This is a genomic window from uncultured Marinobacter sp. (assembly GCF_913055835.1).
GTDB lineage: Bacteria > Pseudomonadota > Gammaproteobacteria > Pseudomonadales > Oleiphilaceae > Marinobacter.
This window is the reverse complement of sequence record NZ_CAJXKQ010000016.1, coordinates 37,754-64,380: the sequence shown is the minus strand read 5'-3', so window position 1 is coordinate 64,380 and position 26,627 is coordinate 37,754. Positions and strand designations below refer to the sequence as shown.

At 59.3% G+C, this 26,627-nt stretch carries 26 protein-coding genes; 15 read left to right on the top strand and 11 right to left on the bottom strand.

Annotated features, from left to right (window positions below; all coding sequences use genetic code 11):
* Positions 1-39: 39 nt before the first annotated feature.
* The 3 genes from hemB to QZ534_RS10660 form a co-directional block, all read right to left on the bottom strand.
* Entirely contained in the window at positions 40-1,059 is a 1,020-nt protein-coding gene (gene hemB, locus QZ534_RS10670; protein WP_296934353.1) for a porphobilinogen synthase, read from the bottom strand.
* Between the two features lie 141 nt (positions 1,060-1,200).
* Positions 1,201-2,223 (bottom strand): lipase secretion chaperone, encoded by a 1,023-nt coding sequence (locus QZ534_RS10665; RefSeq protein WP_296934351.1) that lies wholly within the window; start codon positions 2,221-2,223, stop codon positions 1,201-1,203.
* Positions 2,224-2,380: 157 nt separating this feature from the next.
* A complete protein-coding gene (locus QZ534_RS10660) occupies positions 2,381-2,602 on the bottom strand; it encodes a hypothetical protein (RefSeq protein ID WP_296934348.1) in 222 nt (73 codons plus the stop codon).
* A 272-nt stretch (positions 2,603-2,874) separates the two neighbouring features.
* On the opposite strand from QZ534_RS10660, the gene QZ534_RS10655 reads away from it, so the two are divergent.
* The 4 genes from QZ534_RS10655 (at position 2,875) to panP (ending at position 7,563) form a co-directional block, all read left to right on the top strand.
* Entirely contained in the window at positions 2,875-3,507 is a 633-nt protein-coding gene (locus QZ534_RS10655; RefSeq protein ID WP_296934345.1) for a TetR/AcrR family transcriptional regulator, read from the top strand.
* 2 nt (positions 3,508-3,509) lie between these two features.
* On the top strand, positions 3,510-5,210 hold the full coding sequence (locus tag QZ534_RS10650; protein ID WP_296934343.1) for an isovaleryl-CoA dehydrogenase: 1,701 nt from the start codon (positions 3,510-3,512) through the stop codon (positions 5,208-5,210).
* A 142-nt stretch (positions 5,211-5,352) separates the two neighbouring features.
* Complete coding sequence (locus QZ534_RS10645; protein WP_296934340.1) at positions 5,353-5,697, top strand: DUF503 domain-containing protein; 345 nt, start codon at positions 5,353-5,355, stop codon at positions 5,695-5,697.
* A 189-nt stretch (positions 5,698-5,886) separates the two neighbouring features.
* Entirely contained in the window at positions 5,887-7,563 is a 1,677-nt protein-coding gene (gene panP / locus QZ534_RS10640) for a pyridoxal-dependent aspartate 1-decarboxylase PanP (protein WP_296934339.1), read from the top strand.
* A gap of 171 nt (positions 7,564-7,734) precedes the next feature.
* Here the strand turns inward: panP and QZ534_RS10635 are convergent, their stop codons facing one another.
* Together QZ534_RS10635 and QZ534_RS10630 are read right to left on the bottom strand one after the other, a co-directional pair.
* Positions 7,735-8,001 (bottom strand): hypothetical protein, encoded by a 267-nt coding sequence (locus QZ534_RS10635; protein WP_296934337.1) that lies wholly within the window; start codon positions 7,999-8,001, stop codon positions 7,735-7,737.
* An 89-nt stretch (positions 8,002-8,090) separates the two neighbouring features.
* Positions 8,091-9,650: an inorganic phosphate transporter gene (locus QZ534_RS10630; RefSeq protein WP_296934335.1), complete on the bottom strand. Its 1,560-nt coding sequence runs from the start codon at positions 9,648-9,650 to the stop codon at positions 8,091-8,093.
* Between the two features lie 207 nt (positions 9,651-9,857).
* On the opposite strand from QZ534_RS10630, the gene QZ534_RS10625 reads away from it, so the two are divergent.
* From QZ534_RS10625 to QZ534_RS10615, 3 genes are all read left to right on the top strand, one after another.
* On the top strand, positions 9,858-10,961 hold the full coding sequence (locus QZ534_RS10625) for a GGDEF domain-containing protein (RefSeq protein WP_296934333.1): 1,104 nt from the start codon (positions 9,858-9,860) through the stop codon (positions 10,959-10,961).
* Positions 10,962-11,040: 79 nt separating this feature from the next.
* A complete protein-coding gene (locus QZ534_RS10620) occupies positions 11,041-11,487 on the top strand; it encodes a flavodoxin (protein ID WP_296934332.1) in 447 nt (148 codons plus the stop codon).
* A 102-nt stretch (positions 11,488-11,589) separates the two neighbouring features.
* Positions 11,590-14,148, top strand: coding sequence for an EAL domain-containing protein (locus tag QZ534_RS10615; RefSeq protein WP_366935817.1), 2,559 nt, complete (start codon positions 11,590-11,592; stop codon positions 14,146-14,148).
* 4 nt (positions 14,149-14,152) lie between these two features.
* Here QZ534_RS10615 and QZ534_RS10610 read toward each other — a convergent pair whose 3' ends face one another.
* From QZ534_RS10610 to QZ534_RS10600, 3 genes are all read right to left on the bottom strand, one after another.
* The gene (locus QZ534_RS10610) at positions 14,153-15,010 is read right to left on the bottom strand and encodes an acyl-CoA thioesterase II (RefSeq protein ID WP_296934328.1); all 858 of its coding nucleotides are present in this window, start codon (positions 15,008-15,010) and stop codon (positions 14,153-14,155) included.
* Between the two features lie 135 nt (positions 15,011-15,145).
* Entirely contained in the window at positions 15,146-16,300 is a 1,155-nt protein-coding gene (locus QZ534_RS10605) for an FAD-dependent oxidoreductase (RefSeq protein ID WP_296934326.1), read from the bottom strand.
* 59 nt (positions 16,301-16,359) lie between these two features.
* On the bottom strand, positions 16,360-16,527 hold the full coding sequence (locus QZ534_RS10600; RefSeq protein ID WP_008173532.1) for a rubredoxin: 168 nt from the start codon (positions 16,525-16,527) through the stop codon (positions 16,360-16,362).
* A 265-nt stretch (positions 16,528-16,792) separates the two neighbouring features.
* Between QZ534_RS10600 and QZ534_RS10595 the strand changes: the two genes are divergently transcribed.
* The 5 genes from QZ534_RS10595 (at position 16,793) to phoR (ending at position 20,993) form a co-directional block, all read left to right on the top strand.
* Positions 16,793-17,350, top strand: coding sequence for a hypoxanthine-guanine phosphoribosyltransferase (locus QZ534_RS10595; protein ID WP_296934324.1), 558 nt, complete (start codon positions 16,793-16,795; stop codon positions 17,348-17,350).
* Complete coding sequence (locus tag QZ534_RS10590) at positions 17,331-17,894, top strand: chorismate lyase (protein WP_296934398.1); 564 nt, start codon at positions 17,331-17,333, stop codon at positions 17,892-17,894. Before QZ534_RS10595 ends, QZ534_RS10590 begins: the two co-directional genes overlap by 20 nt.
* A 69-nt stretch (positions 17,895-17,963) precedes the next feature.
* On the top strand, positions 17,964-18,851 hold the full coding sequence (ubiA, locus tag QZ534_RS10585) for a 4-hydroxybenzoate octaprenyltransferase (RefSeq protein WP_296934322.1): 888 nt from the start codon (positions 17,964-17,966) through the stop codon (positions 18,849-18,851).
* A gap of 76 nt (positions 18,852-18,927) precedes the next feature.
* Positions 18,928-19,620 (top strand): phosphate regulon transcriptional regulator PhoB, encoded by a 693-nt coding sequence (gene phoB / locus QZ534_RS10580; protein ID WP_296934320.1) that lies wholly within the window; start codon positions 18,928-18,930, stop codon positions 19,618-19,620.
* A gap of 53 nt (positions 19,621-19,673) precedes the next feature.
* Positions 19,674-20,993, top strand: a complete 1,320-nt coding sequence (gene phoR, locus QZ534_RS10575) for a phosphate regulon sensor histidine kinase PhoR (protein WP_296934318.1) — start codon at positions 19,674-19,676, stop codon at positions 20,991-20,993.
* Here the strand turns inward: phoR and QZ534_RS10570 are convergent.
* Positions 20,990-21,868 (bottom strand): response regulator, encoded by an 879-nt coding sequence (locus tag QZ534_RS10570; RefSeq protein ID WP_296934316.1) that lies wholly within the window; start codon positions 21,866-21,868, stop codon positions 20,990-20,992. The genes phoR and QZ534_RS10570 overlap by 4 nt on opposite strands.
* 229 nt (positions 21,869-22,097) lie before the next feature.
* On the opposite strand from QZ534_RS10570, the gene QZ534_RS10565 reads away from it, so the two are divergent.
* From QZ534_RS10565 to rsuA, 3 genes are all read left to right on the top strand, one after another.
* The gene (locus tag QZ534_RS10565; protein WP_296934315.1) at positions 22,098-23,348 is read left to right on the top strand and encodes a lytic murein transglycosylase; all 1,251 of its coding nucleotides are present in this window, start codon (positions 22,098-22,100) and stop codon (positions 23,346-23,348) included.
* Between the two features lie 62 nt (positions 23,349-23,410).
* The gene (locus QZ534_RS10560) at positions 23,411-24,439 is read left to right on the top strand and encodes a metal-dependent hydrolase (RefSeq protein WP_296934313.1); all 1,029 of its coding nucleotides are present in this window, start codon (positions 23,411-23,413) and stop codon (positions 24,437-24,439) included.
* Between the two features lie 5 nt (positions 24,440-24,444).
* Positions 24,445-25,137 carry a 16S rRNA pseudouridine(516) synthase RsuA gene (rsuA, locus tag QZ534_RS10555; RefSeq protein ID WP_296934396.1) on the top strand — a complete coding sequence of 231 codons (693 nt, stop codon included), beginning with the start codon at positions 24,445-24,447 and terminating at the stop codon, positions 25,135-25,137.
* Positions 25,138-25,140: 3 nt separating this feature from the next.
* Here the strand turns inward: rsuA and QZ534_RS10550 are convergent, their stop codons facing one another.
* Positions 25,141-25,620, bottom strand: a complete 480-nt coding sequence (locus tag QZ534_RS10550) for an asparaginase domain-containing protein (RefSeq protein WP_296934311.1) — start codon at positions 25,618-25,620, stop codon at positions 25,141-25,143.
* A gap of 19 nt (positions 25,621-25,639) precedes the next feature.
* A complete protein-coding gene (pbpG, locus tag QZ534_RS10545) occupies positions 25,640-26,590 on the bottom strand; it encodes a D-alanyl-D-alanine endopeptidase (protein ID WP_296934310.1) in 951 nt (316 codons plus the stop codon).
* Positions 26,591-26,627 lie beyond the last annotated feature (37 nt).

Below are 26,627 nucleotides of genomic sequence, written 5' to 3'. Positions count from 1 at the left end.
CCAGTGTGCTCGCCGCTTCCGGCGAATGGCTTGCTTGATCTATCCGTGTTTTCGATCCCGCATCAGTCGGGCCGCGCGCACGGCAAAGTAGGTGAGGATTCCGTCGGCCCCGGCCCTGCGCATGGCCATCAGGCTCTCCATCATTACCGCATCGCCGTCCAGCCAGCCGTTCTGGGCCGCCGCCATGTGCATGGCGTACTCACCGCTGACCTGGTAGACAAATGTCGGAACCCGCAACTCCGTCTTCACCCGGTGCACGATATCGAGATACGGCATGCCTGGCTTGATCATCACCATATCCGCACCTTCGGACAGGTCCATGGCGACTTCATGCAATGCCTCATCGCCGTTGGCCGGATCCATCTGGTAGGTGGCCTTGTTGCCCTTGCCAAGATTGCCCGCCGAGCCCACCGCATCCCGGAAAGGTCCGTAATAACTTGAGGCGTACTTGGCAGAATAGGCCAGGATCCGCGTATTCACATGACCGCCGTTTTCCAGGGCTTCGCGAATGGCACCAATCCGCCCATCCATCATGTCTGACGGCGCCACCACATCGGCACCGGCGTCGGCATGGGAAAGCGCCTGATTGACCAGCGCCTCGATGGTGACGTCGTTTAGAACATACCCGTCATTGTCGATGATGCCATCCTGGCCATGGGTGGTGAACGGGTCCAGTGCCACGTCAGTAATCACGCCCAGCTCCGGATGGGCGGCTTTCAGGGCACGGACCGCTCTCTGCGCCAGGCCATCGGAATCCCAGGCCCCGGAACCGGAGAGGTTCTTTTTCTCAGCCGGGACGACCGGAAACAGGGCAATGGCCGGGATGCCCAATTCCACCAGTTCCGCCGCCTGCTCAACCAGCAGATCAATACTCAGGCGCTCCACGCCCGGCATGGATGGCACCTGTTCCCGCTGCCCCTCACCTTCCAGGACAAACACCGGATAGATCAGGTTGTCCGGCGTGAGCTGGTTTTCCCGCACCAGGCGACGGGAAAAGTCGCTGGCCCGGTTGCGGCGCAGGCGGGTGGCGGGAAACGCACGGGGAGTCGGAATCGGCACTGACAACCTCCTGAATGGCTGAACAAGATGTCTGATGGGCCGGCGCGGCATAGGCCGGGCGCCCTTTGCGCCATCATACACGGCCAACGCCGCTGGTTGCAGACTCCCTCAGCAGGATAAGGCGATTAAATGACAGACTGATTACCGGATCGAATCCAGCGCCTGGGCACGGACCCGTTCGGTTTCATTGAAGTGGCTGGCTCTGAGTCGCTCCAGCGCTTCCTTGCGTTCCGGCCCAGCCAGCCCCGAGGACAACAACCGGTCCCGCTCATCGGCGTAGGCCTGCCACCGGCGATCCCAGGCCTTTTGCTCCACCTCAAGTCGGGCGAGCCTGTCCGCCGCAGCCTCGCCGAAAACCTCCCGACGCCAGGCCGCAAGCGCTTGAGGATCATCTGCCAGCTCCCGGCGTGCCTGTTCATAGTCGGCAAAACGGCGGGTATCTTCCCTGGCCTTGCGGATGGGCTCTGGCAGGGAGGACTCGGCCTGACGCAGAGCTTCTGCCTTCTGCTCGTCAGTCAGACTGTCATTGCTCGTGATTCTGAGCTTTTCAATCTGAAAACGGTCCACTGCCTCGTCGTCGGCAAAGAAAGCGTCGGCAGTGTCAGCATCCAGCCAGGTACGGCGCAGGGCCTGGATCTCTGCCATCCTCCGTTGCATTTCCCCGGCGCCGAGTCCGGACACCTCTCCGTAGCTCTGTTCCAGATCAGAAACCGCCAGTTTGTATTCCAGATAGTTGCCAAGGGTTGTGAGGGCCTGGGATCTCGCCGGCTCATCCAGGACCGACAGAGCCGTCTCAATACGTGCCACCAGCTGTTGCAGCGATTCCTTTCCCAGGGCTGAAAGGAAATACTCGAACAGCTGCCGCAGGTGTGGGGTTGGGATGAGATTGCCAAGCCGGTCTGTCCGGGCCCACCCATCCGGCACTGATGTACCGGCCAGCGAGTCTGGCAACTGATCAGGCACATGGGCCGCGGGCGCCCTGCTCACCAGGTCCGATGGAGCAGCAACGCCCTCCTCCTGACCCATTGCAATCGACCGTTCTTCTACACGCACAGAAGTAGCGGTTTCGCCAACTCGGGCCGGATCTGCTCTCAGCAGCCAGAAGCTGCCAACAACTGCTATTATCAGTAGCAAAACAAGCAAAAGACGGGAATGGGACTTCATTACCAAAGGCGTTCCGGATCATCGGGTGACTGGCGATTTGCCCGGTCTAACGGCGCAAAATAATAATGAATAAGGATAAACGACGCTGACCAGTCATACCGAGACAGGGATCAAAAACGGAGCCGGGGCGGGGCGCCCCGGTCTACCGTGTCAGCGTTCAGAGGGAGCGGTTGTTAAAACCCACTTCCACCTTGCGAGGCGTGTCGGAGCGGAAGGATGTATCCACTTCCTGAATTTTGCCGCCCTGACTGAGGAACGCTTCGATGTCTGCCTGCAACTGTGCGCGAACTCGTGCACGGCCGGCTATGGAATGGTTGTCGTCACCGTCGCTGGTCCAGCTTCCGGACTGCTCCAGGTTGCTTTCGTCGAATTCACTCATGATCTTTTCTCCATCAACGAAAACAGATGGTCGAGTGCTGCGCCCCCGCAGGGAACCTCACTCCGTATCGACGAACGACCGCCTGCGGCTTCGTCTTGGCGTCTTTATAATCTGCTTTTGGTGACCGCGCTATTTACTGGCAACGACTTTTTTGTAATTTTTTGTATCCACAAGCAAGCGATTGAATTGAAAGTGGAAATTTTATATTCATCAGTTGACTAAAAAATTGACACAAAGAATGAATAATGATTCACTATTTACAGGGAGCTGGAATGGCCTATCGAGAAACGGAGAAGATGCGCCAGCGCAAGGCCGAGGCGCGTAAACGGATTGTGAACTGCACCTATCAGTGTGTGGCCGAAGGCGGTTTCAGAAGCGCCCGGGTTACCCGCATCGCTGGCCTGGCCGGCGTTGCCACAGGAACTATCTACCGGCATTTCGAGTCCAGAGAGGACCTGTTCGCCGAAATTTTCCGACTGGCGACTCAACGGGAAGTCGACAAAGTCGCCGAAGCTCTGGCGTCTGCCGGGAACGGGGCTGAGCGGCTGGAACGGGCTCTCAGACAATTTGCAGAGCGGGCTCTGAAAGGCCCGCAAATGGCCTGGTCACTGATCGCCGAACCGGTGGACCCGAAAGTGGAAGAAGAGCGACTGGCGTACCGCAAGGCCTACGCCAATCTGTTCGAGAAAGCGATCCGTGAAGGCATCGAAGAAGGATGCATCCCGGATCAGGACGCCCGCCAGAGCAGTACATGCCTGGTAGGCGCCATTGCGGAAAGCCTGGTTGGCCCATTGTCACCAACACAGACCAGCCAGGGAAACAGCGCAACACAAGACAACAATGACCCGCTGGTCAATTCCATCATCCGCTTTTGCATGCAGGGGTTGACCGGCACCAGGAGGTAGCCATGAACGCGCCGCAGCCCCGCCCGGAGATGCCCTTAAATGACCAGGTAGATCGCTACCTGGCGACTACCCACGAGGTCTTTAACCAGCCCCCGGCTCTGGAGAACTACAACCTGTTCGAGCAGGATCTTGCCCTGCAGGAAGCTGCCCTTCGGGAAGGCGCCGGCAAAGCCTCCGAAGACCTAAAGGCATTCGGAGCCCTGGCCGGGGCTGCTGAAACCATTGATCTGGGGTTTCGCGCCAACGCCAACAAGCCGGTGTTCAATACCCACGACCGCTATGGCCACCGCATTGACGAGGTGGACTTCCACCCCGCCTATCACGAGCTGATGCGCATCGCCTTCGACAATGGCCTGCACAGCAGTCCCTGGAGCCATCCGGGCCAGGGCGCCCACGTTGCCCGTGCTGCCAAGTACTACATGCATTCCCAGGTAGAGGCCGCCCACTGCTGCCCCGTGACCATGACCTTCGCCGCGATCCCGTCGATCCGTAAACAGCCAGAACTGGCGGCGGACTGGGAAGCCCGGATACTGGCCGACAGCTACGATCCCCGGAACCTGCCGGACAGCCAGAAAACCTCCGTGACCATCGGCATGGCCATGACCGAGAAACAGGGCGGCAGCGACGTGCGCGCCAACAGCACCAGAGCCTATCCGATCGGCGCAGGAGGTCCGGGCCAGGCCTATGAGCTGGTGGGCCACAAATGGTTCGTCTCTGCCCCCATGTGCGACGCCTTCCTGGTACTGGCTCAGACACAGTCAGGACTGTCGTGCTTCCTGATGCCCCGCTGGCGCCCGGACGGTACCAAAAACCCCTGGCAGGTCCAGCGCCTCAAGAACAAAATGGGCAACGTTGCCAACGCCTCCAGCGAAGCCGAACTGCGGGGCGCCCTGGCCTGGATGGTTGGTGAGGAAGGCCGCGGTGTGCCCACCATCATAGAAATGGTGGCCATGACCCGCTTTGACTGCATGATCGGCAGCTCCGCCGGCATGCGCCAGGCCATCGCCCAGGCCAGTCACCACTGCCGCCACCGCAGCGCCTTCGGCGCCCGGCTGATCGACCAGCCCCTGATGCAGAATGTCCTGGCTGACCTGGCCCTGGAAAGCGAAGCGGCACTGGCCTACACCATGCGCATCGCCCGGGCCCTGGACAACCAGGACAAAGAGCACGAACGCCTGCTCGCCCGCCTGGCCACCCCGGTGGGCAAATACTGGATCTGCAAACGCACTCCGAACCATGCCTACGAGGCCATGGAATGCATCGGCGGCAGCGGCGTGATGGAAGACTGCATCATGCCCCGGCTGTTCCGGGAATCTCCGGTCAACGCCATCTGGGAAGGCAGTGGTAACGTCCAATGCCTGGACACCCTGCGCGCCCTGCAAAAAGAGCCCGAAACCCTCGACGCCTTCTTCAAGGAAGCCGCCGAAGCCAAAGGCGCCGACCGCAGGTTCGACCAGTTCCTGGCGCAGCTGCAACACGACTTCGCTGACATCAGCGATTTCCAGTACCGCGCCCGCAACCTCGTCGACCGCATGGCTCTGGCCCTGCAGGGCTCGCTGCTGCTGCGCCACTCGGATGCCGCCGTCGCCGACGCGTTCTGTGCCTCGAGACTGCAGTCCAGTGGCGGCATGAACTACGGCAACCTGCCCTCGGGCACGGATCCGGCAGCCATTATCAAACGGGCAACGCCTGTAGTAGGCTAAAAGATTCCTGTTAACCAGATCTGTCGGATTACGCCTTTGGCTAATCCGACCTACGGTTAACTTTTACCCGGACAGTAGGTCGGATTAGGCGAAGCCGTAATCCGACATCTTTTCAGCCCATTTAAATCCTGGCGAACCAGACATGTCAGAAGCCCTGAGAAAACTCCTGCGGGAAGGCCAAACGCCCCAACAGCCGGTTATCACGCCCCACGTTGGCGTACTGACCCTGCACTTCCAGCTCTACGGCTGCGACGACCTCAAAGCCAAGCGCAAGGTTTTTACCGCCCTGAAGGCCGTCTGGGGCAAAGAACCCGACCTGGCCGTTGCCGAAACCGCCGACCAGGAGGCCCTCGACTGCGCCACCTGGACCATCGCGGCCCTGGGCACCTCCTCCCAGCAGATTACCCAACGCCTGGACCAGATCGAAAAAGCCATCGAAGAACGCGTGGATGCTGCCATACTGGACATACACCGGGAAATACTCTGACCGGACACCTCCGCACAGGAGCCGTATGGCGTAACCTGTTGTCAGGCCGTATACTACGCCCCCTCAGGGATGCCAGTGCGCCTGCCAGCGGCAAGTGACCAGAAACCAATGCCGGACAAGAATGCCGGCCGTATCCGCAGGGCATCCGGAACCGGCCCTTCGGATGACCACTGAGTGTGAGTGGCACCTATGACCGGAAAGAAAAAATCCGCCCAGGCCTCGGTAGAGGCAATGTATCGCGTATTCACGGTGCCCGAGGCGCCGGAATCGACGCTGAGCCGGATTGACCAGAACATCTCCAGCAATCTTGCAGGCTTTCTGCAGGAGCACATTGTTGCGGTTGAACGGGACCTCTCGGATGTGGAGAAAGACTTCTCCGACTACAGCATTCCCGAGAAGCCCGTCTTCGTATCTGAACAGGCCCAGTTCCTGCTCGACAAACTGGTAGCCAACTCAGTTCACACTGCCTCGCCGGCCTTTATCGGGCACATGACCTCAGCGCTGCCGTATTTCATGCTGCCGCTGTCGAAAATCATGATTGCCCTGAACCAGAACCTGGTAAAAACCGAAACCTCCAAGGCCTTCACGCCCATGGAGCGCCAGGTACTGGGCATGATTCACCGCCTGGTGTACCAGGAAGACGGCGCCTTCTACCGCAAGTGGATGCACGACCCCCGTTACGCCCTGGGGGCCATGTGCTCGGGCGGCACCGTCGCCAACCTCACCGCCCTGTGGGTAGCCCGTAACCGGGCCTTCCCGGCAGAAGGCAGCTTCCGGGGCCTGCACCAGGAAGGTCTGTTCCGGGCCCTGAAATATTACGGCTACGAAGGCGCCGCCATCGTCGTCTCCCGCCGCGGCCACTACTCCCTGCGCAAGGCCGCCGACGTACTCGGCCTGGGCCGCGAGTCCCTGATCCCAGTGGATACCGACGACGAAAACCGCATCAACACCGATGCCCTGCGGGACAAGTGCCTGGAACTGCAGCGCCAGAAAATCAAAGTCATGGCCATCTGCGGCGTGGCCGGCACCACCGAAACCGGCAACGTAGACCCCCTGGACGCCATGGCCGACATCGCCCGGGAATTCGGCGCCCACTTCCACGTGGACGCCGCCTGGGGCGGGCCAACCCTGTTCTCCCGCACCTACAAACACCTGCTGCGCGGCATCGAGAAGGCCGATTCCGTCACCTTCGACGCCCACAAACAGCTCTACGTCCCAATGGGCGTGGGCCTGGTGGTCTTCCGCGACCCGAGCCTCGCTAGCGCGGTGGAACACCACGCCCAGTACATCATCCGTAAAGGTTCCCGGGATCTGGGCAGCACCACCCTCGAGGGCTCCCGGCCCGGCATGTCCATGCTGATCCACTCCGGCCTGAAAATCCTGGCCCGGGAAGGCTACGAAATCCTGATCGACCAGGGCATCGACAAGGCCAAAACCTTCGCGGACATGATCGAGGCAGAACCTGATTTCGAGCTGGTCACCAGGCCCGAACTGAACATCCTGACCTACCGCTACTGCCCGGAAAACGTCCAGGAAGCCCTTGCCATCGCCGATCCCCTGCAGGCGGAAAAGCTCAACACCTGCCTGAACCGGATTACCAAGTTCATCCAGAAAACCCAGCGGGAACGGGGCAAGGCATTCGTCTCACGGACCCGACTGGAGCCGGCCCGTTACTTCAATTTCCCGTGCATCGTGTTCCGGGTGGTACTGGCCAATCCGCTGACCACCAAAGAAATCCTGGCAGACATCCTTTCGGAACAGAGAGAGTTGTCACGGGACGAGGGTATCGAGGATGAGATCAGCATCCTGCACCAGATGGCAGATGCGGTATTGAAGCAGGCGACGCCAAACGCCAGACAGGCTTGAGTACGGCGGCAAACGCTGGAGCCTGAAGAGTCGGCTGGGGGGACGTTTCAAAAACTGTGCGGAGCCAGGGATGGCGGAGCCAAGCGTACAGGGACGTATTCACAGCGTGTTTTTGAAACGTCCCGCCAGCCGGCTCCTCCCCGAGCTTTCAGGCCATGAACCTGGAGTAGATCAGTAAAGCGCCTCTTCATCATCCAGAACATCATGGATGATATCCAGAAACATCTTGTCCGCCTCACTCCAGTTCTCCGGAATCCGGATATTGGTGCTGGCACTGATCTCCCGTGCAATCAGCTCCTCGGCATTCGGCTGACCGCGATGCTTCCGAGCGATCTCCATGGATTTGACGGCAATGGTCGGATCGCTCAGAACCTTCTTGATAAAGGTCCTCAGCTCATCAATCATCTTCGCCTGACGGCTTTCAACGGATGAACTCATACTTCACTCCATGGACAAATAGGCTTGAGGGGTGAGACACCCCTTTTGAAAGATAGTATGACCAAACTCGGTTTATACAACCAGCCCGGTCAGATCAACAAGCCCCGGAGCGTAAAGAACAGGATGGCGGCCATGATGGCAGACGCCGGCACCGTGATGATCCAGGCAGCCGCAATGCGCACCAGATGCGAACGCTTCACCATTTCTTCCCGATAGATCTTCTTCAGGCGCTTGCGCTCTGACTTGGACAGAGGCACCTGCTTTTTCTTCTTGGCCTGCTTGAGCAGATTTTCCATCTCCTCAACCGAGGCATTGCGGAAATCATCCAGGAAAGGTTTCAGGCGCTCCTGCTCGGCCGGATCATGGTGCTCCATGATCTTGTGCAGTTGGGTTGCGTAGTTGGACTTCAGGTACTCCCTGAGGAAGCCAACACCGAAAACACCGCCAATGGCGATATGGGTGGAGCTGACCGGCAGGCCCAGTTGAGACGCAAGGATTACCGTCAGCGCCGCGGACAGGGCAATACAGAAGGCCCGGGTCTTATCCAGCTCGGTGATTTCACTGCCAACGGTCTTGATCAGGCGGGGCCCGAACAACATCAGGCCAACGGCCAGACCCAGGGCGCCCACCATCATCACCCACATCGGTATGCTCGCCGACATGACAACCGAATCAGCAGAAAGGGCGTCATTGATAGCAGCCAGCGGACCAATGGCGTTAGCCACGTCGTTGGCGCCATGAGCAAAACTCAACAGCGCGGCAGCAAAAATCAGCGGCCAGGTGAACAGGGAATTCACCCCCGCCGAGCTGTTCTCCATGGTCGATGCCATGCGGCCCACCAGGGTGCGCATAATGAAAAAGACGACGGCAGCGGCGGCAAGACCGATCAGTGTGGCCTCAAGAAAATCGACTTTGACGATTTTCTTGACGCCCTTGATCATCAGATAGGTTCCGAAAGCCCAGGCCATGATGGCCACCAGCCAGGGAACAAAGGTCCTGGCCGCAGGAATGACCTCTTTGCGATACAACACGGTCTTCTTGATCGCGAACAGGAACAGGGCTGCCAGGGCACCACCGAGAACCGGCGAGATTACCCAGCTGGCCGCAATCTTGCCCATCACTGCCCAGTCAGCGATACCCCAGCCACCGGCGGCGATACCGGCACCAAGAACGCCACCAACAATGGAGTGGGTGGTAGACACTGGCGCGCCCATCCAGGTAGCAAGGTTGAGCCAGAGCGCGCCAGCGAGCAAGGCGGCAGTCATCAACCAGACGAAAGCCCGACCATCTTCCAGGCTGGAAGGGTCGATGATGCCGCCCTTGATGGTGGAAACCACATCACCACCGGCGATGATCGCACCGCCAGCTTCGAAGATAGCGGCAATAATGACGGCCGCACCCAGCGACAAGGCCCCGGAACCCACCGCTGGGCCGACGTTATTGGCAACGTCATTGGCACCGATATTGATTGCCATGTAACCGCCAATAACCGCAGCGGCCATCAACAGCATACTGTTGGGCAATCCCTGGCTGAATGATCCGACAGTCAGCCATACACCAAGTAAGAAAAGCAGGCTGATGCCGACCCTGTATCGTTCCGTGGTAGGGCTGGTGAGAAGGGTATCCAGTAATCCGCTCGAACGGGCCATAACAGCTCAGGTCTCGTTTAGTCTGTGAGGATTGAGGGCGAACTCTGCCGCGCGGCAACTATAAAATTTTTGACATGAAAATGAAATAAAACGGTTACATTTCGCACAGAGTAAACACATCACAGACGGGACTGCAAAAATTCACTAACTTGACTCATAATTCCGACTAAAAGCGTCAAAATTACAAAAACAGCAAACAAGGTCTCCATGCCTCATTCAACTTCCTCCGGGCAGCTCGCTGCCGGCGAACGGGAAGAAGTCCAGGTCTCGCGACTGCTCACCTGGCTCTCGGCAACCGCTATCGCGTTTCTGATTGGCATCGGCGCCAAGGCCTGGTTCGCCGAGCACACGACCCATGCCTGGGTACTGTGGTCTTTTATCGGCCTGATTGCCCTGAACATGCTGTACTTTGCAATTACCGGCAACCGTGCCCGCCAGAAAGCCGGCATGATTGTTGTTGTCGGACTGCTTTTCACTTACCTGATTGCTTCCGGCGGGGAGAGCAACACCGGGCCACTCTGGTTCTACGTCTTTCCACCGTTGCTGTTCTACCTGACCGATCTGAAAACCGGCACAGCCGTTCTGCTGTTCTGCTACCTGATTGCAGTGGTGGTATTCCAGTTTCCCGGCCTCCCGCTGGTCTCTGCGGAGTACAGCATGGATTTCAAGATCCGTTTTTTCGCCGCCCTGACCTTCGAATCGATTTTCTGTTTCGTGCTTGAAGCCAGCCGCCTGAAGGCGCGCAATGAACTTCTGGCCCTTGCGGAAACCCATGAGCATGCGGCACGGACGGACGAACTCACCGGGCTTGCCAACCGTCGTGAAATGCAAAGCCGCCTGAACATGGAGTTTGCCCGCTACCAGCGCTCCGGGCATCACTTTTCCATTGCCCTGATCGATCTGGACCTTTTCAAACAGATCAACGACCGGTTCGGACACGATGCTGGCGACGATGTCCTGCGCGAGTTCGCTGGATTGATGAGAACAGTGATCCGCCAGGCCGATGTCGCGGCCCGATGGGGCGGCGAAGAATTTCTGGTCTTATTACCGGACACTTCCCTGCTGCAGGCCCTGACGCTTGCTGAAAGGTTGCGTTCTCAAGTTGCCAGGCATTCGTTCCGATTCAGGGATCAGGCGTTACCGGTGACCATCAGCGCCGGCGTCTGCTCAATTGCCAAGGCTCGCTCCCTGGATGACCTGCTCAAACAGGCCGACCTGAACCTCTACAATGCCAAGGAAGCCGGGCGCAACCGCATAGCTCCGCGGGTTCGAAGCCAGGAAACCGATGCCACCCCCACTCCCGCACCTTGAGGCAGGAAAGCACTCCCGCTATGATCTTGCGCCACCGGACAACCCTTCAATCATTGCCTCGGCAACGAGCAGGAAACCTATGACATCAATCAGAATCCTGGTGGGCAGCGTCTACGGTGGCGCGCTCCTGACAGCCAGAGCCATCAAAAAGGAACTGGAAGGCGAGGGTCACCATGTGACCGTGCTTGAAAACCCCGCTGTGGATGACATTACCTCCAGTAACGACCCTCTTCTGGTATGCACATCCACGACCGGGCAGGGTGAAGTGCCAGCGAATCTGCTGCCTTTCTATCTGGCACTGCGCGATCAGCTACCCCAACAACCGGGCCGGCCGTTTGGCATTATCGTCCTGGGCGACAGCTCCTACGGTGACACTTTCTGTGGTGCTGGCGACCTGCTTGAGGAAGCGCTTTACGAAACCGCTGCCCGAAAGGTTGGGGAAACCCTTCGGATTGATGCCCTCGAAACCATGGAGCCGGAAGTCGAAGCGGTGCCCTGGGTCCGGTCATGGCTGGAGCAGATCTGAGCCCCGGCTACAAAAATTTGCCAAACAGTGATTACCGCCGACTTGAGCCGTCAAAGGCGACACGCCATACTCGTTTGGAAAATGACAAGCAAACGGTTCAACGTGGCATCCAACTTCTGGCTTCGTTTTCTGATAACGCTTCTGCTGTTATCGGGCCTGACCACCCCGTCCCTCGGGGCTGAGGTGTCGTATGTTCCGCAGATCGAGTATCTGCGCGTCGCGCCGGATGAAAACCTGACAGCCAGTGAAGCGCTTGCCTCCGACGACTGGCAAACGCTCGAGGAAGAAAGTCCGAATTTCGGTTATATCCGGGATACCGTCTGGCTTCGGTTTCCGGTGGCACACCCTGAAACCATCAATCTGCTGGAAGTTCGCTACTCACAGCTGGACAAGCTCACCTTTCACCTGCTGGAAAACGGACGCATTGCCCGGCGCGTAGCAACCGGGGATCACGTTCCTTTCGATCAACGACCAATACTCCACCGGCACTTTCTTTTTCCGTTTGAGCAGAGTATTGCCAGCCAGTACCGGATCCTGCTCGAAGTACGTACGGAAGGGGCGATGCAGATACCCGTCAAACTGTGGAACGCCCAGGCATTCTTCGAGCATTCCTCCACAGAGGACCAGATGCATGCCGTCTACTACGGCATCCTGATCACGGTCATCTTCTTTAACCTGTTTATCTTTGCCGCGCTGAGGGAACCGGTTTATCTGCTCTATGTGCTGTCAACGCTGGGTTACCTGCTGCTCATCGGCGCGTTGAACGGTGCCACATATCAGTTCCTCTGGCCACAAAACCCCGGCATCCAGAACCAGATCATGTTGATGGCAGTGCCTCTGGCGGTTCTGTTCACCCTGCTGTTCTCGCGCTCGTTCCTGAAGCTGCCTCGAACCGGCCCAACGCTCAACCGGCTGGTTGTTTTCGCAATATCCCTGAACGCAGCCGTTGCCGTGATGACCTTCTTCGTCGATTACAGCACCGGCAGCCGGCTGACCGTGGCCCTGGCCATTCCCAGCTGCCTGCTGCTCACCATCCTCGGACCGATTCAATGGTGGAAAGGAAATCCGCAGGCCGGTTACTACACGGTGGCCTGGGCGGCACTAACCCTCGGCAGTGCAATAACGGGTGCCAACAAGTACGGCTTGCTGCCCAACAATTTTGTGACCACTTACGGCATGCAGATCGGGTCAGCACTGGAGGCCATTCTGCTTACGCTGGCCCTGGCCGCGCGGCTTTACCAGGAAAGACAGGACAAGGTTGACGCCCGGGAAGCGGAGCTGAATGCTTTGGCAGCGCGGCGGTCGGCAGAGCTGAAGCTGATGGATCACGCCCTGCATAACCCCCTCACCGGCCTCCCCAATCGGGGCAGCCTGGAGATGATGCTCAACGATCTGATGCTGCGAAGCCCCGAGCGGCGTTACGGCGTCGCGGTCATCCACCTGAACAACCTGCAGTCGGTCACCAAGACTCTGGGGCACCGCAACAGTGACCGGATTCTGGAACTGGCGTCCAAGCACTACAATGCAGTGGTTCGCGAGCTACCGGGCGCTATGCCTGTGGAGCAGAGTGACCGGAGAAATTTCTACCTGGCATCACTGGACCCGCAGACGTTCGCCTTTGTGGTCGATGCCGATGCCACGGGCTCCGTTCCACGGGCGATACTGAAGTCACTGGAGGGCATACGCTATCCGATCGACTATCTGGGCATGCAGATTCCCCTGGACCCAAGACTCGGAGTGGCCATCTTCCCGGAGCACGGCACCGATGCCAACACCTTGATACGCCGGGCGGTGATCGCCGAAGGTTCGGATTCGGCCCGGGAGCGCGGCATCGCCTACTACAAATCCAAGAAGGACTCCTACAGCGCCGACCGGTTGACCATCGTGTCGGAGTTGCGACACGCCCTGAACACCAACGAGCTTGCTCTGTTCATGCAGCCCAAGCAAAGCCTGAAAACAGGCCGTATCGTCGGGATTGAGGTTCTGATCCGGTGGCCCGGCCGGGCGAAACCGATCCGCGCCGATGAGATTGTCATGCTCGCGGAACAGACCGGGCTGATCAAACCACTGACCCGATGGGTAATCGAGCAGTCACTGGAATTACGCTCACGGCTTTTGGAGCGCGGCTGGCCACTGAACATTTCCATCAATATTTCGCCCAATAACCTGAGGGAGCCGGACTTTCCCATCTTTGTCCAGCGCCTGATGAACAGCTATCACAGTCACCAGGGCAGCATTATTTTTGAGGTGACGGAAACCTCCATGATGCAGGACCCGGCGAACTCCCTTCGGGCGTTGAACTCACTCAGCGCTACCGGTATCCCGGTATCGATCGATGACTTTGGTTCCGGCTATTCATCGCTGTCCTACATCAAGCAGCTACCTGCCAGCGAGGTCAAGATTGATCGTTCACTGGTCACGGAGCTGACCACCGAGGCAGAAGACCGGGTGATTGTGCAGACCACCATTGATATGTGCCACAGCCTTGGCTATCGGGTGGTGGCGGAAGGTGTGGAGGATGAGGTAACCGCCAACCTGCTCAGGGACATGGGCTGCGACATGATTCAGGGTTACCTGCTGACACCGCCATTACCCTTCGATGAACTGATGACCTGGCTGGACCAGAATAACGTTCAGCCGGACCAAAGGAGACTGGGCTAGCCGGCTAGGACCTCTGACGAATCAGGGCTTCCTGGGTGGTGGATGCCACCAGCACGCCGTCCTGATTGAAGAAGTTGCCGCGATTAAATCCCCTTCCTGCCGAAGCGCTGGGGCTGTCCTTGTCGTACAGCAGCCATTCGTCCATGCGAAAATCCCGGTGGAACCAGATGGCGTGGTCCAGGCTGGCCACCTGCAGCCCCTTGCTCATGAAGGTCAGGCCGTGCGGGTTCAGCGACGTACCGAGAAACTGGAAATCCGAGGCGTAAGTCAGCAGGCAGCGGTGCAGCACGGGATCGTCCGGCAGATGCCCCTGGGCCCGGAACCAGCTTTGCTTGTGAGGCGGGCGCTTCTCCGGCTTCAGGGGATTGACCGGGTTCACCGGCCGTATCTCGATCGGGCGGTCGCGGGTCAGGATCGGCCGCATCTTCTCCGGCACCTGGGGCGCCAGCATTTCACCCCATTCCTGTTCCGAGCGCAGTGTTTCCGGGTCCGGCGCATCCGGCATGGCCAGTTGATGCTCGAACCCCCCCTCGGCCACCTGAAACGACATGGAACCGGTCAGGATTTCCTTGCCGTCCTGACGGGCAATCACCCGACGTACCGAGAAACTGCCGCCATCCCTGACGCGCTGGACCTCGTAGTCGATAGGCATACTCTGGTTACCCGGGCGCAGAAAATAGGCATGGAGGGAGTGACACAGGCGCCCTTCAACGGTTCGGCTGGCCGCCATCAACGCCTGGCCAAGAACCTGCCCGCCAAACACATTGGGAAAGCCCAGATCCTCGCTGTCACCCTGGAAATGGTCGTCACCGATGGGTGAAAGATCCAGCAACTCCACCAGTTTCTTGGTTACCTCAAGCATGCCTGCTCCTGTGATTTCGTTAGCACACGACGGAGTTTTCTACCGCAAGCGGCGAAGTTTCGCAACGAAAAGCCGTCGCCGGCTGAAAGAAAACAGCCCCGCGTTACCGGGGCTGTGGGAAGGGAGTCGGATTAATCAGCCGTGTATCGGCGGCACTTCTTTGGACAAGGCCTGCTTCTCCATGGCAAAGCTGCCGGTTACCGCAAACCCAAGGACATCGCCTGAGGGGCTCTTGAACAGCGCCTTGACGCTGGTGCCATCCTGCTCGGTTTCCCAACTGCCCTCGGCTTCGGACGGTGGTGGGCAGACAGCGGTAGGGCAACAAGGCGTCTTGATCATCACCGGCATCGTGCCGTAGCTCACCTCGGTTCGCTCACCAAGCAATGTTTTTGCGAGCGCGCGGGAACAGGCCATTAGCGGCAGGACGTAAAGCAGGACGTGGCCGTCCACTTCAGCGCAATCACCAAGTGCATAGACATCCGGCGCCGACGTCTCCAGCGCACGATTCACCACAATGCCTCTGGCTGTCTCAATGCCCGCAGCCTTTGCCAAATCGGTTCTCGGGCGCAGGCCGACAGCCGACAACACCAGATCGGCCTCCAGGGTCTCGCCATTGGAGAGGGTCAGGCTGACGCCGCCACCCTTGCGGTCGACCCGATTGACAACAGTGCCGAGATGAAAACCAACCCCCAGATTCTCCAGTTCCTGCTGGACGGCATTGGCGGCCGTCTCTGGTAGCAATCCAGGCATCACCTCCTCGGAGGGCGCGATGACATCAACCTCGTAACCGCCATTGCGAAGGTCGTTGGCAAACTCACACCCAATCAGACCGGCCCCCATGATCGCCACCCGTTTGCCATCGCCCAGGGCATTACGGAAGGCGCGGTAATCCATCAGGTCATTGATCGAAAACACATGCTCCTGACCATCACCATCGAGGCTAAGCCGGATCACATCGGCGCCCCAGGCCAGGACCAGCTTGCTGTAGGCAAGGCGTTCATCACCGAGAATCAGTTCGTGGGCGTCGGCATCAATGCCGGTGACCGTGGCAAAGGTCCGGATCTGGACATTCAACTGCTCCGCCATGGCGTCGGTACCGCCCTGGGCCAGCCCGTCGGCATCCTTACCCTTGGTAAAGCCGGTGGACAACATGGGTTTGGAGTAACTCACGCCATCGTCGGCGGTCACCATCAGAACCGGAGTATCCTTGTCCTGCTTCCGGATTTCCCGTGCCAGGGAATAGCCGGATAAACCGGAGCCAACGATAACGATGGGGGCTTGTTCAGTCATAACCGCGTTCCTGTACTTGACTAACCTTGGCGGGGGTCAACCTGCCGTGCCGGGTAATATCAGCCGATCTCGATCATCTCGAAGTCTTCCTTGCCGACACCGCAATCGGGGCAGACCCAGTCTTCCGGAACGTCTTCCCACTTGGTGCCCGGCTCAATGCCGTCCTCGGGCCAGCCTTCAGCTTCATCGTAAATCAGACCACAAACCACGCACTGCCACTTCTTCATAGGTTTTCTCCCAAAATCATACGGGCGCAATAGTAATTGTCGGACAATCATGCGCGCAAGTGTTTCGTTCGCATTACAGATACGAACGACTGTCGAATCAGGCCATCATACCCATCGCTCCGGAATTGACCAATGCCATTGCCGACGCCCCGGTTCCGGGTTTTCTGCCAATAGCCACAATTACAGATCTGACAGCAGGGATGGCCCCTCCCTTCTGCCGCCCCTCTCCGGTATAATCGCCGGTTTTACGACAGGACCGACCGATATGACCGATACCGTCGCCGAAATGAACCAGGTAATGGCCGAAGCCGACTGCCTGGTCGATGAACAGCAGGTACAGACTGCAATCGGCAACCTGGCCGACGATATTACCGCCCGACTGAAAGACCGTAACCCCCTGTTATTCTGCGTGATGAACGGCGGACTCATCCTCACCGGACAGTTGTTACCCCGGCTCCGGTTTCCGGTCCAGGCCGAATACCTGCACGCTACCCGCTACCGCCAGGAGACCACCGGCGGTATCCTCGAGTGGAAACTGCAGCCCGAAGCGGATATGAACGGCCGCACCGTTCTGATTATCGATGACATCCTGGATGAGGGCACCACCCTGTGCGCCATCGCCGACTACTGCCGAGCCCACGGTGCCAGTGAGGTACTGACGGCCGTACTTGTCGACAAGCAGCACGACCGCAAAGCCCGCCCGGATCTGAAAGCCGATTTCACCGGCCTGAACGTGGAGGACCGGTTCCTGTTCGGCTACGGCATGGACTACAAGGGCTACTGGCGCAATGCCCCTGGCATCTATGCAGTCAAGGGTCTCTGATATCGACAGCCGCCTGACCATCCCCCCGACGGACTGGTACCAATCGCTGACGGCCGCCGGCCTTCGCAACCCGGAGGTTCATGGGCCTGCCCGATATTGGCTGCAGGTAGAGGGCTCGTTTACACGGGCCCTGCAAAAACAATGCAGCCGCTCCTTTCACGTTGAGGTCCGCCGCGAGGGTTTTGCAGCGCCCACGCAGGAGGAGGCCCGACATCTCGGCATCCCACACCGCCAGTTCGCGTGGATACGGGAAGTCAGCCTGTGTGGTGATAACCAGCCCTGGGTGTTGGCCAGAACGGTCATTCCCCTGAACTGCCTGGAAGGTGAGGGGCGACGACTGTTGCACCTCGGAAACCGGCCATTGGGCGCCTACCTGTTTACCAGCCCCCACTGGCAACGGGGACCGCTGGAAACCGGCCTCTGCAAACCGGTCACACCTGGCCAGCCAGAACTGGCCCGGCGCTCCCTGTTCAGCGGCCACAACAGCTCCCTGCTGGTTGGCGAATACCTGCTACCAGCGCTGTTTCAGCGGAACACGCTTTAACCGGCCTCCTGCGACTGGCTATAATCGCTGTTCTCATTCAATTCCCAGAACACCAGACGGACGCACGCCATGCTGCCTGACGCTGTGCCAGAACCTATCCAGCGCCGACTGGCCGATTATGCCAGCCTACTCAGAATAGACCGCCCGATCGGAACCCTGCTCCTGCTGTGGCCGACTTACTGGGCCCTCTGGCTCGCTGGCGATGGCAGCCCCGGTCTCGGCAATGTCATTGTTTTCACCCTGGGCGTCTTCTTCATGCGCGCGGCTGGCTGCGCTATAAATGATTTTGCCGACCGCGACTGGGACAAACACGTCAAACGCACCAGGGACCGCCCGCTCACCGCCGGTCGGGTTAAACCCTGGGAAGCGGTAGCGCTGTTCGCCGGTCTGTGTCTGGTTTCCTTCCTGATGGTGGTTCTGTTCACCAACCCGCTGACTCTGTACCTGTCCTTCGGCGGTGCAGTGCTGGCGTTCATTTACCCGTTCATGAAGCGTTACACCCACCTGCCACAGCTGTTCCTGGGTGCGGCCTTTTCCTGGGCCATCCCCATGGCCTGGGCGGCGGAAGCGGGTGAACTGAGCCAGCTCACCTGGCTCCTGTTCACGGCCAACGTGCTCTGGACCGTGGCCTACGACACCCTGTACGCCATGGTGGACCGGGACGACGACCTGAAAGTGGGCATCAAATCGACGGCCATCCTGTTCGGCGATGCTGACAAGGCGATCATTGGCATGCTGCAAGCCATGGTGGTGCTGATTCTGGTGATGGTGGGCCACCGCGCCGAACTGGGCACGTTCTATTATCTGGGTGTCGTGGCCATGGCATGCCTGTTCGTCTACCACCAGTACCTCGCCCGCGAACGTGAGCGGGATGGCTGTTTCAAGGCCTTCCTGAACAACAACTGGGCCGGCTTTGCGGTATTTGCGGGCCTGGTGATTGATCTGATAGTGGGCTGAACCTGTCATATACTTGTAATACTCGGACGTTGTAATAGGGCAGCAACAAATCAAGGTCTGAAACAGGTTAACGCCCATGAATGGAAAAACTGTCCTGATCGTCGATGACGAGGCCCCGATCCGCGAGATGATAGCGGTGGCGCTCGAAATGGCGGATTATGACTATCTGGAGGCAGCGGACGCCCGGGAAGCCCATGCCCTGATTGTCGACAAACACCCGGATCTCGTGCTCCTCGACTGGATGCTGCCCGGCACCAGCGGAGTGGAGCTGGCGCGTCGTCTCAAGAAAGAGGAAGCGACCGCCGACATTCCCATCATCATGCTCACCGCCAAAGTTGAAGAAGACAACAAAATCCAGGGTCTGGAAGTGGGTGCTGACGATTACATCACCAAACCGTTCAGCCCACGGGAACTGGTTGCCCGCCTGAAGGCGGTCCTGCGGCGTGCGACACCACCGGGCGTGGACAGCCCAATCGAAGTGGAAGGCCTGACTCTGGACCCGGTCGGTCATCGCGTCACCACCGAGGAGGGAGCCCTGACCATGGGTCCCACCGAATACCGATTGCTTCAGTTCTTCATGACGCACCAGGAACGGGTATATACTCGCTCCCAGCTCTTGGACCAGGTCTGGGGTGGCAACGTCTATGTTGAGGAACGAACCGTCGATGTTCACATCCGCCGGCTCCGCAAGGCTCTTGGCGACCAGTACGATCATCTGATCCAGACGGTACGGGGAACCGGCTACCGTTTCTCGACCAGAGCCGCGTAAGTAACTCCGGCCAGCTGAGCATCAGCCCCGGAACGGACACAAGGCAGTTTTTGATGCAGCACAACTGGTCACGATACCTGCGCTACATTATCGGTGGCCTGATTGGCTCCACCCTGGTTGGTCTTTACTTCGGAGAGCCCGTCTACGGCCTTACCTTCGGGCTGATTGTGTACCTGTGGTGGACGCTGGTTCAGGCCCGGCGCCTCTACCAGTGGCTGGCCAACCCGAGCGCTACCGACGAGGCGCCACAAAGCATCGGGCTCTGGGGGGATATCTTCGACAACCTCCACAAACTGCACCAGAATCACCTGAGAACCCAGGACCGGTTAAGGGCCCAGATCAACCGGGTGCAGGAGTCCACCAACGCCATGCGCGATGGTGTGATCATGACCGACTCCCGGGGTGCCATGGAATGGTGGAACGGCTCTGCCGAATACCTGCTGGGCTTTAGACGCAATACCGACCAGGGGCAGTACATCCACAACCTGATACGCACCCCGGCTTTCAAGACCTACTTCGATTCCCGGAATTACCGGGAGCCCCTGGAGATCCATTCCCCGGCCAAGCCCCACATTCACCTGCAGATCCAGATCAGCCTGTTCGGTGATGATGACCGCCTGATCGTCGCCAAGGATGTGACCCGGCTATACCAGCTCGAACAGATGCGCCGGGACTTTGTCGGCAACGTTTCCCACGAGATGCGCACGCCCCTTACGGTGATCAGCGGCTACCTGGAAACCCTGGTGGACAACGCCGGGGATCTTCCACCGAAGTGGCGCCGCGCCATTAACACCATGGCCGCCCAGTCATCCCGGATGGAAGCCCTGATCACTGACCTGATCCTGCTGTCACGCATCGAAACCGGGGAACAGACAGTCAACGACACGCTGACCGACGTAGACCAGCTGCTGGCTCAGATCTGCCACGACGCCCGCGCGCTCAGCGGCGAAAAACAGCACGAGATTACGGTTCACATCGGCGACCACCGGCTACTGAAAGGCGATGAGAGCCAGCTGCGCAGCGCATTCTCGAACCTGATCTTCAATGCGGTGAAATACACGCCGGCGAATGGCCAGATCCACGTAGCCTGGTCCACCAACCGTGAAGGTGCTCACCTGTCGGTGAAGGACACCGGCATCGGCATTGATCCGGTCCACATACCCCGCCTGACGGAGCGCTTCTACCGGGCCGATCCCAGCCGGCACAAGGATACCGGCGGTACCGGACTTGGCCTGGCAATCGTCAAACACGTGCTGCTCAACCACGATGGCAACCTGGAGATTCGCAGCCGGATTGGCGAGGGCAGTGAGTTCATCTGTCACTTCCCTCGGGAACGACTGGTCGAGCGGGTACCGGAAAAGGCAGAGAGTTAGCGCATCCCGGCGCGGAAGCGTGCGACAAACCTCGACAGGTCTTCGAGTTTTTTCGGATCTTCATCAACAAAACGGATGGTGACGCTGACAAAATCCGTGTCCTGGCGTTTGTCCACCGCCTGCAACTGGTGCACGTAGCCATTGAGGCGGGCCATCTGGCCCTCGCCGGTCTCGATGTCCACTACCGCCTGGTCGAGAATCCCCGGAAACACCTGATCCCGCTTCGCGATGACCCGCACCTCGGTCAGGTTGATATCCTTGACCACCGATTTCAGGGTGCTTTCCGCAAAGCGCACCGATGCCATACTCATCGGACCACGGGACGGGGCCTGTTTGGGAGTTGCGGCAGGAGCGGCCTGTGAGGGTGATGAAGGGGTTGAAGCGGCGGGGCTATCCGCCACAGTTTCCGGCTTGCGGGTAAGCAGATTGGCCGACTCCTTGAAGGCATCGGCCGGACTGGCCATGGACTTGCCGCTCCGATCCATGGCCTCTTTCAGTTTGCGGCCCATTACCTTGATGATCTTCTTGCTCAACCCCTCGGGGCTGAACGGTTTGCCCAGATATTCGGAAACACCCCCCTTGACCGCTTCGATCACATGATCCTTGTCACCCCGGCTGGTGATCATGATAAAGGGAACATTTTCGTACTGGGGCTGCTGACGCATCCATTGCAACAACTCCAGCCCTGACATCTCGGGCATTTCCCAGTCGCACAGGATCAGGTCAAACGCGGTACGGGACATCAGCGACTGGGCCCGCCGGCCATTCTGGGCATCGGTTGTTTCAATCACCGGAAAACGCTGGCGAACGGTTCGTTTGACCAGATCACGTACAAAGCTGGCGTCATCCACCACCAGCGCTTTCAGCATTGCCATAGTTCAGACCTTCCCCTATCCACAACCCGATTCTATGGACCAACTATAGAACAAACACCCACGCCAGGAACCTGTCGGCAACAAAAAGACGACAATCCGCCGTTCCCGGGAACCGTCAGGTTAAAGAATTGTCACTCCACCGGGCCCCGGACAGTGTTTCTCCGGCTGGAAAACGCGCTAACATGGGCTCAGGACTATTCCACCACCATCAGCCTGATAGAGGTTTTGTGTGCTGACCAGACCTGCAAGGATTCTTCACCAGGGCGGCCTTACCCGCGGCTTGTTGTTTTCCGGTTTTCTGTCACTACTGTCACTGCCTGCCTTCGCCCAGGACAACGCTGAGGTCGAGCCGGCGGGGTTCGCTGAATGCAAGGCCCGGCTTCAGGAACAGGCCATTGCCGCCGGGGTCAGCAGCAAGACAGCCAGCGAGGTGATGTCCGGAGTCCAGCATCTGGCACGGGTAATCGAGCTGGACCGTCGTCAACCGGAGTTTACCACCACCTTCGCTGACTACCTGAACCGGCGGGTTAACGACGCCCGCGTCAGCAAGGGCCGCGAACTGCTGAAGGAACACCAGGACCTGCTCGCCCGGGTCACCCGCGAAACCGGCGTGCCAGCACCCTATCTGGTATCGTTCTGGGGCCTGGAAACCAACTTCGGTAGCTATTTCGGCAAGATGCCGGTGCCCAGCTCCCTGACAACCCTGGCCTGCGACCCCCGCCGCAGCACCTTCTTTACCGAGCAGCTGATCGCGGCCCTGCGCATCATTGATGAGGGCGCCATACCGGCTGACCAGATGGAAGGGTCCTGGGCCGGTGCCATGGGCCACGTGCAGTTCATGCCCACCGTTTTCCTGAAGCACGCTGTCGATGCCGATGGCGATGGTCGACGGGATCTGTGGAACAGCCTGCCGGATGCCATGATGTCTGCGGGCCGGTTCCTGGAATCCATGAACTGGAACGGCGACTATCGCTGGGGGCGCGAGGTGCTGCTGCCCGACAATTTCGATTATTCCCTGGCCGACGGGCGCCGCCTGCCGCTGGAAGAATGGCGAAACATGGGGATCACCGATGCCTTCGGCAATGCCCTGGCCCGCGAACCGATTGATGCCGCTCTGGTGGTGCCCGCAGGCCACCGTGGCCCGGCGTTTCTCGCCTATCACAATTTCCGTGTGATCATGGGCTGGAACCGCTCCGAGTTCTACGCCATCGCGGTGGGCCACCTGGCGGACCGGATTGCCGGTGCAGGCAAGTTGCAGAACCCACCACCGGAGGATGCGCCGGCACTGTCCCGCGACAACATCATCAGTCTTCAGCAAGCGCTTCAGCAACGGGGCTATGAGCCCGGCAAGCCCGATGGCATCATGGGCCCGGCCACCCGGTCAGCCATCCGGCAGTTCCAAACCGCCAACAACCTGGTGGCCGATGGTTATCCTGGTGAATCGGTTCTGTCGGAGCTCGGGGTACCTGCAAGCCAGTGATCCATTGCAGTGTCGGCGGCCTACTATTGCTGGTAACGAATTTGAAGCGAGACTGATCTGACATGGATTCCATCACCCAGGCCGCCCTGGGCGCCTCCCTGGCCGGCGCCGTAGCCGGCAAGACCCTAGGCCGCTCGGTTTTGCTGACGGGTGCCGTGCTGGGCACCCTGCCGGATCTGGATGTGGTGATCGACTACGGGACGGCGGTGGCCAACTTCACCCAGCACCGTGGGTTCAGCCACTCTCTGTTCATTCTGGCCCCACTGGCGGTGGCCCTTGCATGGCTACTCTGGCGCTGGAAACCGCAACTGAGTTTCCAGCGATGGCTTGCCCTGACGGGCCTGATCCTGATCACTCACCCGCTGCTGGACGCTTTTACCACCTATGGTACCCAGCTTTTCTGGCCCATCGGGCCACCGGTGGCCATCAGCAGCATCTTTATAATCGACCCGTTCTATACCCTGCCCCTGCTGGCCGGCTGTCTGTTTTTCCTTGCCCGGCCGCCGGCCAAGTCCGCAGTGATTGCGGGACTGGCTGTGTCCACCCTGTACCTGGGCTGGAGTGTCCTGGCCCAACAGGTCATTACCCAGCGAGTACAACCCGCGCTCGCGGAAGCGGGACTTGAAAGCCCCGACCTGCTGGTTCAACCCATGCCGTTCAACACCCTGTTGTGGCGTGCCACGGCTCTGCAGGGGGATCAGCGGGTGGAAATTGTCACTGGCTTCCTCGACGGTGATGCACCGTTGAATCTTGAATATTTCCCGCGCCGCCCCGATCTGGCGAAGGCAGTGTCGGACCTGCCCGAGGCTCAGCGTCTGGAATGGTTTACCCGGGGCTTTCTGGATTACGATCAGGTCGGCGACCGCATCACCGCCACCGACATCCGACTGGGCATCCCTGGCGCTCACCCTTTTACCTTCGTTCTCGCAACCCGCAATGGCAGCGGCATAGAACCTACGGCAAGCTTCCGGACTCCCCGACCCGATGTGAACACCGAAGCGCTGGGCGTACTCTGGTCCCGGATGACGGGAGAAACCCCGGTGCTCTGCCTGGCCAGCCTGAGCTCACCGGCACCGGGCAAACATTGCTGAATACCATGCGACTGGACCAGTTTATTGCCAACAGTACCGAACTCTCCCGAAAAGACGCCAAGCGTTCGATCAGCCGCGGGGAGGTGACGGTAAATGAACAAACCTGCAAGAGCGCCAACACACAATTAACCGGCGGTGAGCGGGTGGCATTGGCGGGAGCCCTGCTGGCTCTGCCGGGCGACCGCTACCTGATGATGCACAAACCGGCAGGCGTGGTAAGCGCGACAACCGACAGCGACCACCCCACCGCGCTCGACCTGTTGCCTGCAGACATCGCCCGGAACCTCCACATTGCCGGCCGCCTGGACGCAGACACCACCGGGTTACTGTTGCTCACCACCGATGGCCAGTGGTCCCACCGGGTTACCTCACCGCGGACCGATTGTCCCAAGACTTACAGGGTAACGCTGAGCGAACCACTGACCGACGCGGCGGCACAAAAACTGGAACTTGGGGTGGATTTGCACAACGACCCCAAGCCAACGCGACCGGCCCGGGTGAAGCTTCTGGAAGACCGGATCATTGAGCTTACGATTTCGGAAGGGCGCTACCATCAGGTCAAGCGCATGCTTGCAGCCGTTGGCAACCACGTTGAGGCACTGCATCGACTGCGGATCGGGCAGGTTGAACTGGATAAAACGTTGAGACCCGGTGAATACCGGGAGCTGACCAACGAAGAAAAAGACAGCCTGGCGTGACGTTCAGGTGCGTTCGAACCGCTGCGCCTTGAGATTCTTGCGCACTGCACCAGCCTCGAACACCTCACCATTCATGGCTATGTAGACTCCCGGCGGCAACAACTGCACCGCGGCCCAGGCAAACCCGACATTGAACACCGCATCGGTGCGGCGCATGCGGGCCGGCTGCATGGCGCCGGTCAACACGATGGTCTTGTCCTTGAGGCTGGCCAATACCGCAGCCGTATCTGCCATGGTATCGGTACCATGGGTAATAACGATTCGGTTACAGTCACATTCCCTGGCCGCCGCCAGTACCTGCTGGCGATCCTCATCATTCATCTCCAGACTGTCCTTGCGCATCAACTCCCGCAGTCGATAGCCCTCGTGGATATTCGACTCGGACAGCAACTCCGGCAGCAGGCTGTGCCCCACCTCGAATTCGCTGTTGGCATCGAAGTACACCTTGTCGATGGTGCCACCGGTGGTGAAAATCTGGATCATGGCGGGATTCCTTTCAGGGTCAGTTCACACTGACTGTGCTGTTACCTGCGGTCGCGTAGGCCGCGTTCTTTTCCTGTTCGTAGCGCCGGGCCGCAGCCGCCACGGAACCGCGGGCTCCGGTATCAAGCCAGCGCTTGATACGCCCGGCATCGCCAAGGGGCGAGCGGGTACCCAGCGAATCCAGCAGTACAGTCACCACTTCCTTGCCGTTCATCTTCGAAATCATCACCAGACAACGGCCGGCTTCGGACAGATAGCCGGTTTTGCTCAGCCCTACGCCCCAGCTATCGCGATGCACCAGGGCATTGGTGTTGCCAAACGACAGGCTGTAGCGGGGCTGGCGGAACTGCCCACGGAAATAACCCGTGGTGGAGTATTCCCGGATTTCCGGATAGTCAGCTGCGGCGTTTACCAGCTTCACGAGGTCCGCCGCTGTTGACAGATTTTCCGACGACAGCCCGGTTGGATCAACAAACCGGGTGCCAGTCATTCCCAAGGCCACGGCCTTGGCATTCATTGCCTTGATAAAGGCATCGAATCCGCCCGGGTGGCTGCGGGCCAGGGTGTAGGCGGCAAAATTCTCGGAGGACATCAGCGCAATGCGCAGTACATCTTTACGACGCATTTCCGAGTCGATGCGGATCCGACTGTAAGCGTTGGCGGCGGCGGGCGTATGCCGCTTCTTGAAGGTCAGCCATTCGTCCAGTGGCTCTCCGGATTCCAGAACAACCAGAGCAGTCATCACTTTTGTAACAGAGGCAATGGGTACGGACCGGTCGGCATTCTTGCCGAAAATCAGCTCGTTATCGCCAGCCATGGCAACCGCAGCATTCACTGATGCCAGGTTTGGACCAGCCTCTTTCGACGACGCTGAAGCGTTGATCGATGCCTCCTGCTGGTGAGCCTGGGACACCCCGGGCAGCAGCGCCAGCAAAAACACCCACCCGATGGTCAAACTCCGGATACCCATGCTTCAAAGCCCCTTCACTTGTTAACTGTCCGGGCAA

Bases quoted from the DNA above. Each gene is read 5' to 3' on its own strand.
- QZ534_RS10665 (WP_296934351.1), bottom strand. From the start codon at position 2,223: ATGAAGTCCCATTCCCGTCTTTTGCTTGTTTTGCTACTGATAATAGCA.
- QZ534_RS10660 (WP_296934348.1), bottom strand. From the start codon at position 2,602: ATGAGTGAATTCGACGAAAGCAACCTGGAGCAGTCCGGAAGCTGGACC.
- QZ534_RS10655 (WP_296934345.1), top strand. From the start codon at position 2,875: ATGGCCTATCGAGAAACGGAGAAGATGCGCCAGCGCAAGGCCGAGGCG.
- QZ534_RS10650 (WP_296934343.1), top strand. From the start codon at position 3,510: ATGAACGCGCCGCAGCCCCGCCCGGAGATGCCCTTAAATGACCAGGTA.
- QZ534_RS10645 (WP_296934340.1), top strand. From the start codon at position 5,353: ATGTCAGAAGCCCTGAGAAAACTCCTGCGGGAAGGCCAAACGCCCCAA.
- panP (WP_296934339.1), top strand. From the start codon at position 5,887: ATGACCGGAAAGAAAAAATCCGCCCAGGCCTCGGTAGAGGCAATGTAT.
- QZ534_RS10635 (WP_296934337.1), bottom strand. From the start codon at position 8,001: ATGAGTTCATCCGTTGAAAGCCGTCAGGCGAAGATGATTGATGAGCTG.
- QZ534_RS10630 (WP_296934335.1), bottom strand. From the start codon at position 9,650: ATGGCCCGTTCGAGCGGATTACTGGATACCCTTCTCACCAGCCCTACC.
- QZ534_RS10625 (WP_296934333.1), top strand. From the start codon at position 9,858: ATGCCTCATTCAACTTCCTCCGGGCAGCTCGCTGCCGGCGAACGGGAA.
- QZ534_RS10620 (WP_296934332.1), top strand. From the start codon at position 11,041: ATGACATCAATCAGAATCCTGGTGGGCAGCGTCTACGGTGGCGCGCTC.
- QZ534_RS10610 (WP_296934328.1), bottom strand. From the start codon at position 15,010: ATGCTTGAGGTAACCAAGAAACTGGTGGAGTTGCTGGATCTTTCACCC.
- QZ534_RS10605 (WP_296934326.1), bottom strand. From the start codon at position 16,300: ATGACTGAACAAGCCCCCATCGTTATCGTTGGCTCCGGTTTATCCGGC.
- QZ534_RS10600 (WP_008173532.1), bottom strand. From the start codon at position 16,527: ATGAAGAAGTGGCAGTGCGTGGTTTGTGGTCTGATTTACGATGAAGCT.
- QZ534_RS10595 (WP_296934324.1), top strand. From the start codon at position 16,793: ATGACCGATACCGTCGCCGAAATGAACCAGGTAATGGCCGAAGCCGAC.
- QZ534_RS10590 (WP_296934398.1), top strand. From the start codon at position 17,331: ATGCAGTCAAGGGTCTCTGATATCGACAGCCGCCTGACCATCCCCCCG.
- ubiA (WP_296934322.1), top strand. From the start codon at position 17,964: ATGCTGCCTGACGCTGTGCCAGAACCTATCCAGCGCCGACTGGCCGAT.
- phoB (WP_296934320.1), top strand. From the start codon at position 18,928: ATGAATGGAAAAACTGTCCTGATCGTCGATGACGAGGCCCCGATCCGC.
- phoR (WP_296934318.1), top strand. From the start codon at position 19,674: ATGCAGCACAACTGGTCACGATACCTGCGCTACATTATCGGTGGCCTG.
- QZ534_RS10570 (WP_296934316.1), bottom strand. From the start codon at position 21,868: ATGGCAATGCTGAAAGCGCTGGTGGTGGATGACGCCAGCTTTGTACGT.
- QZ534_RS10560 (WP_296934313.1), top strand. From the start codon at position 23,411: ATGGATTCCATCACCCAGGCCGCCCTGGGCGCCTCCCTGGCCGGCGCC.
- rsuA (WP_296934396.1), top strand. From the start codon at position 24,445: ATGCGACTGGACCAGTTTATTGCCAACAGTACCGAACTCTCCCGAAAA.
- QZ534_RS10550 (WP_296934311.1), bottom strand. From the start codon at position 25,620: ATGATCCAGATTTTCACCACCGGTGGCACCATCGACAAGGTGTACTTC.
- pbpG (WP_296934310.1), bottom strand. From the start codon at position 26,590: ATGGGTATCCGGAGTTTGACCATCGGGTGGGTGTTTTTGCTGGCGCTG.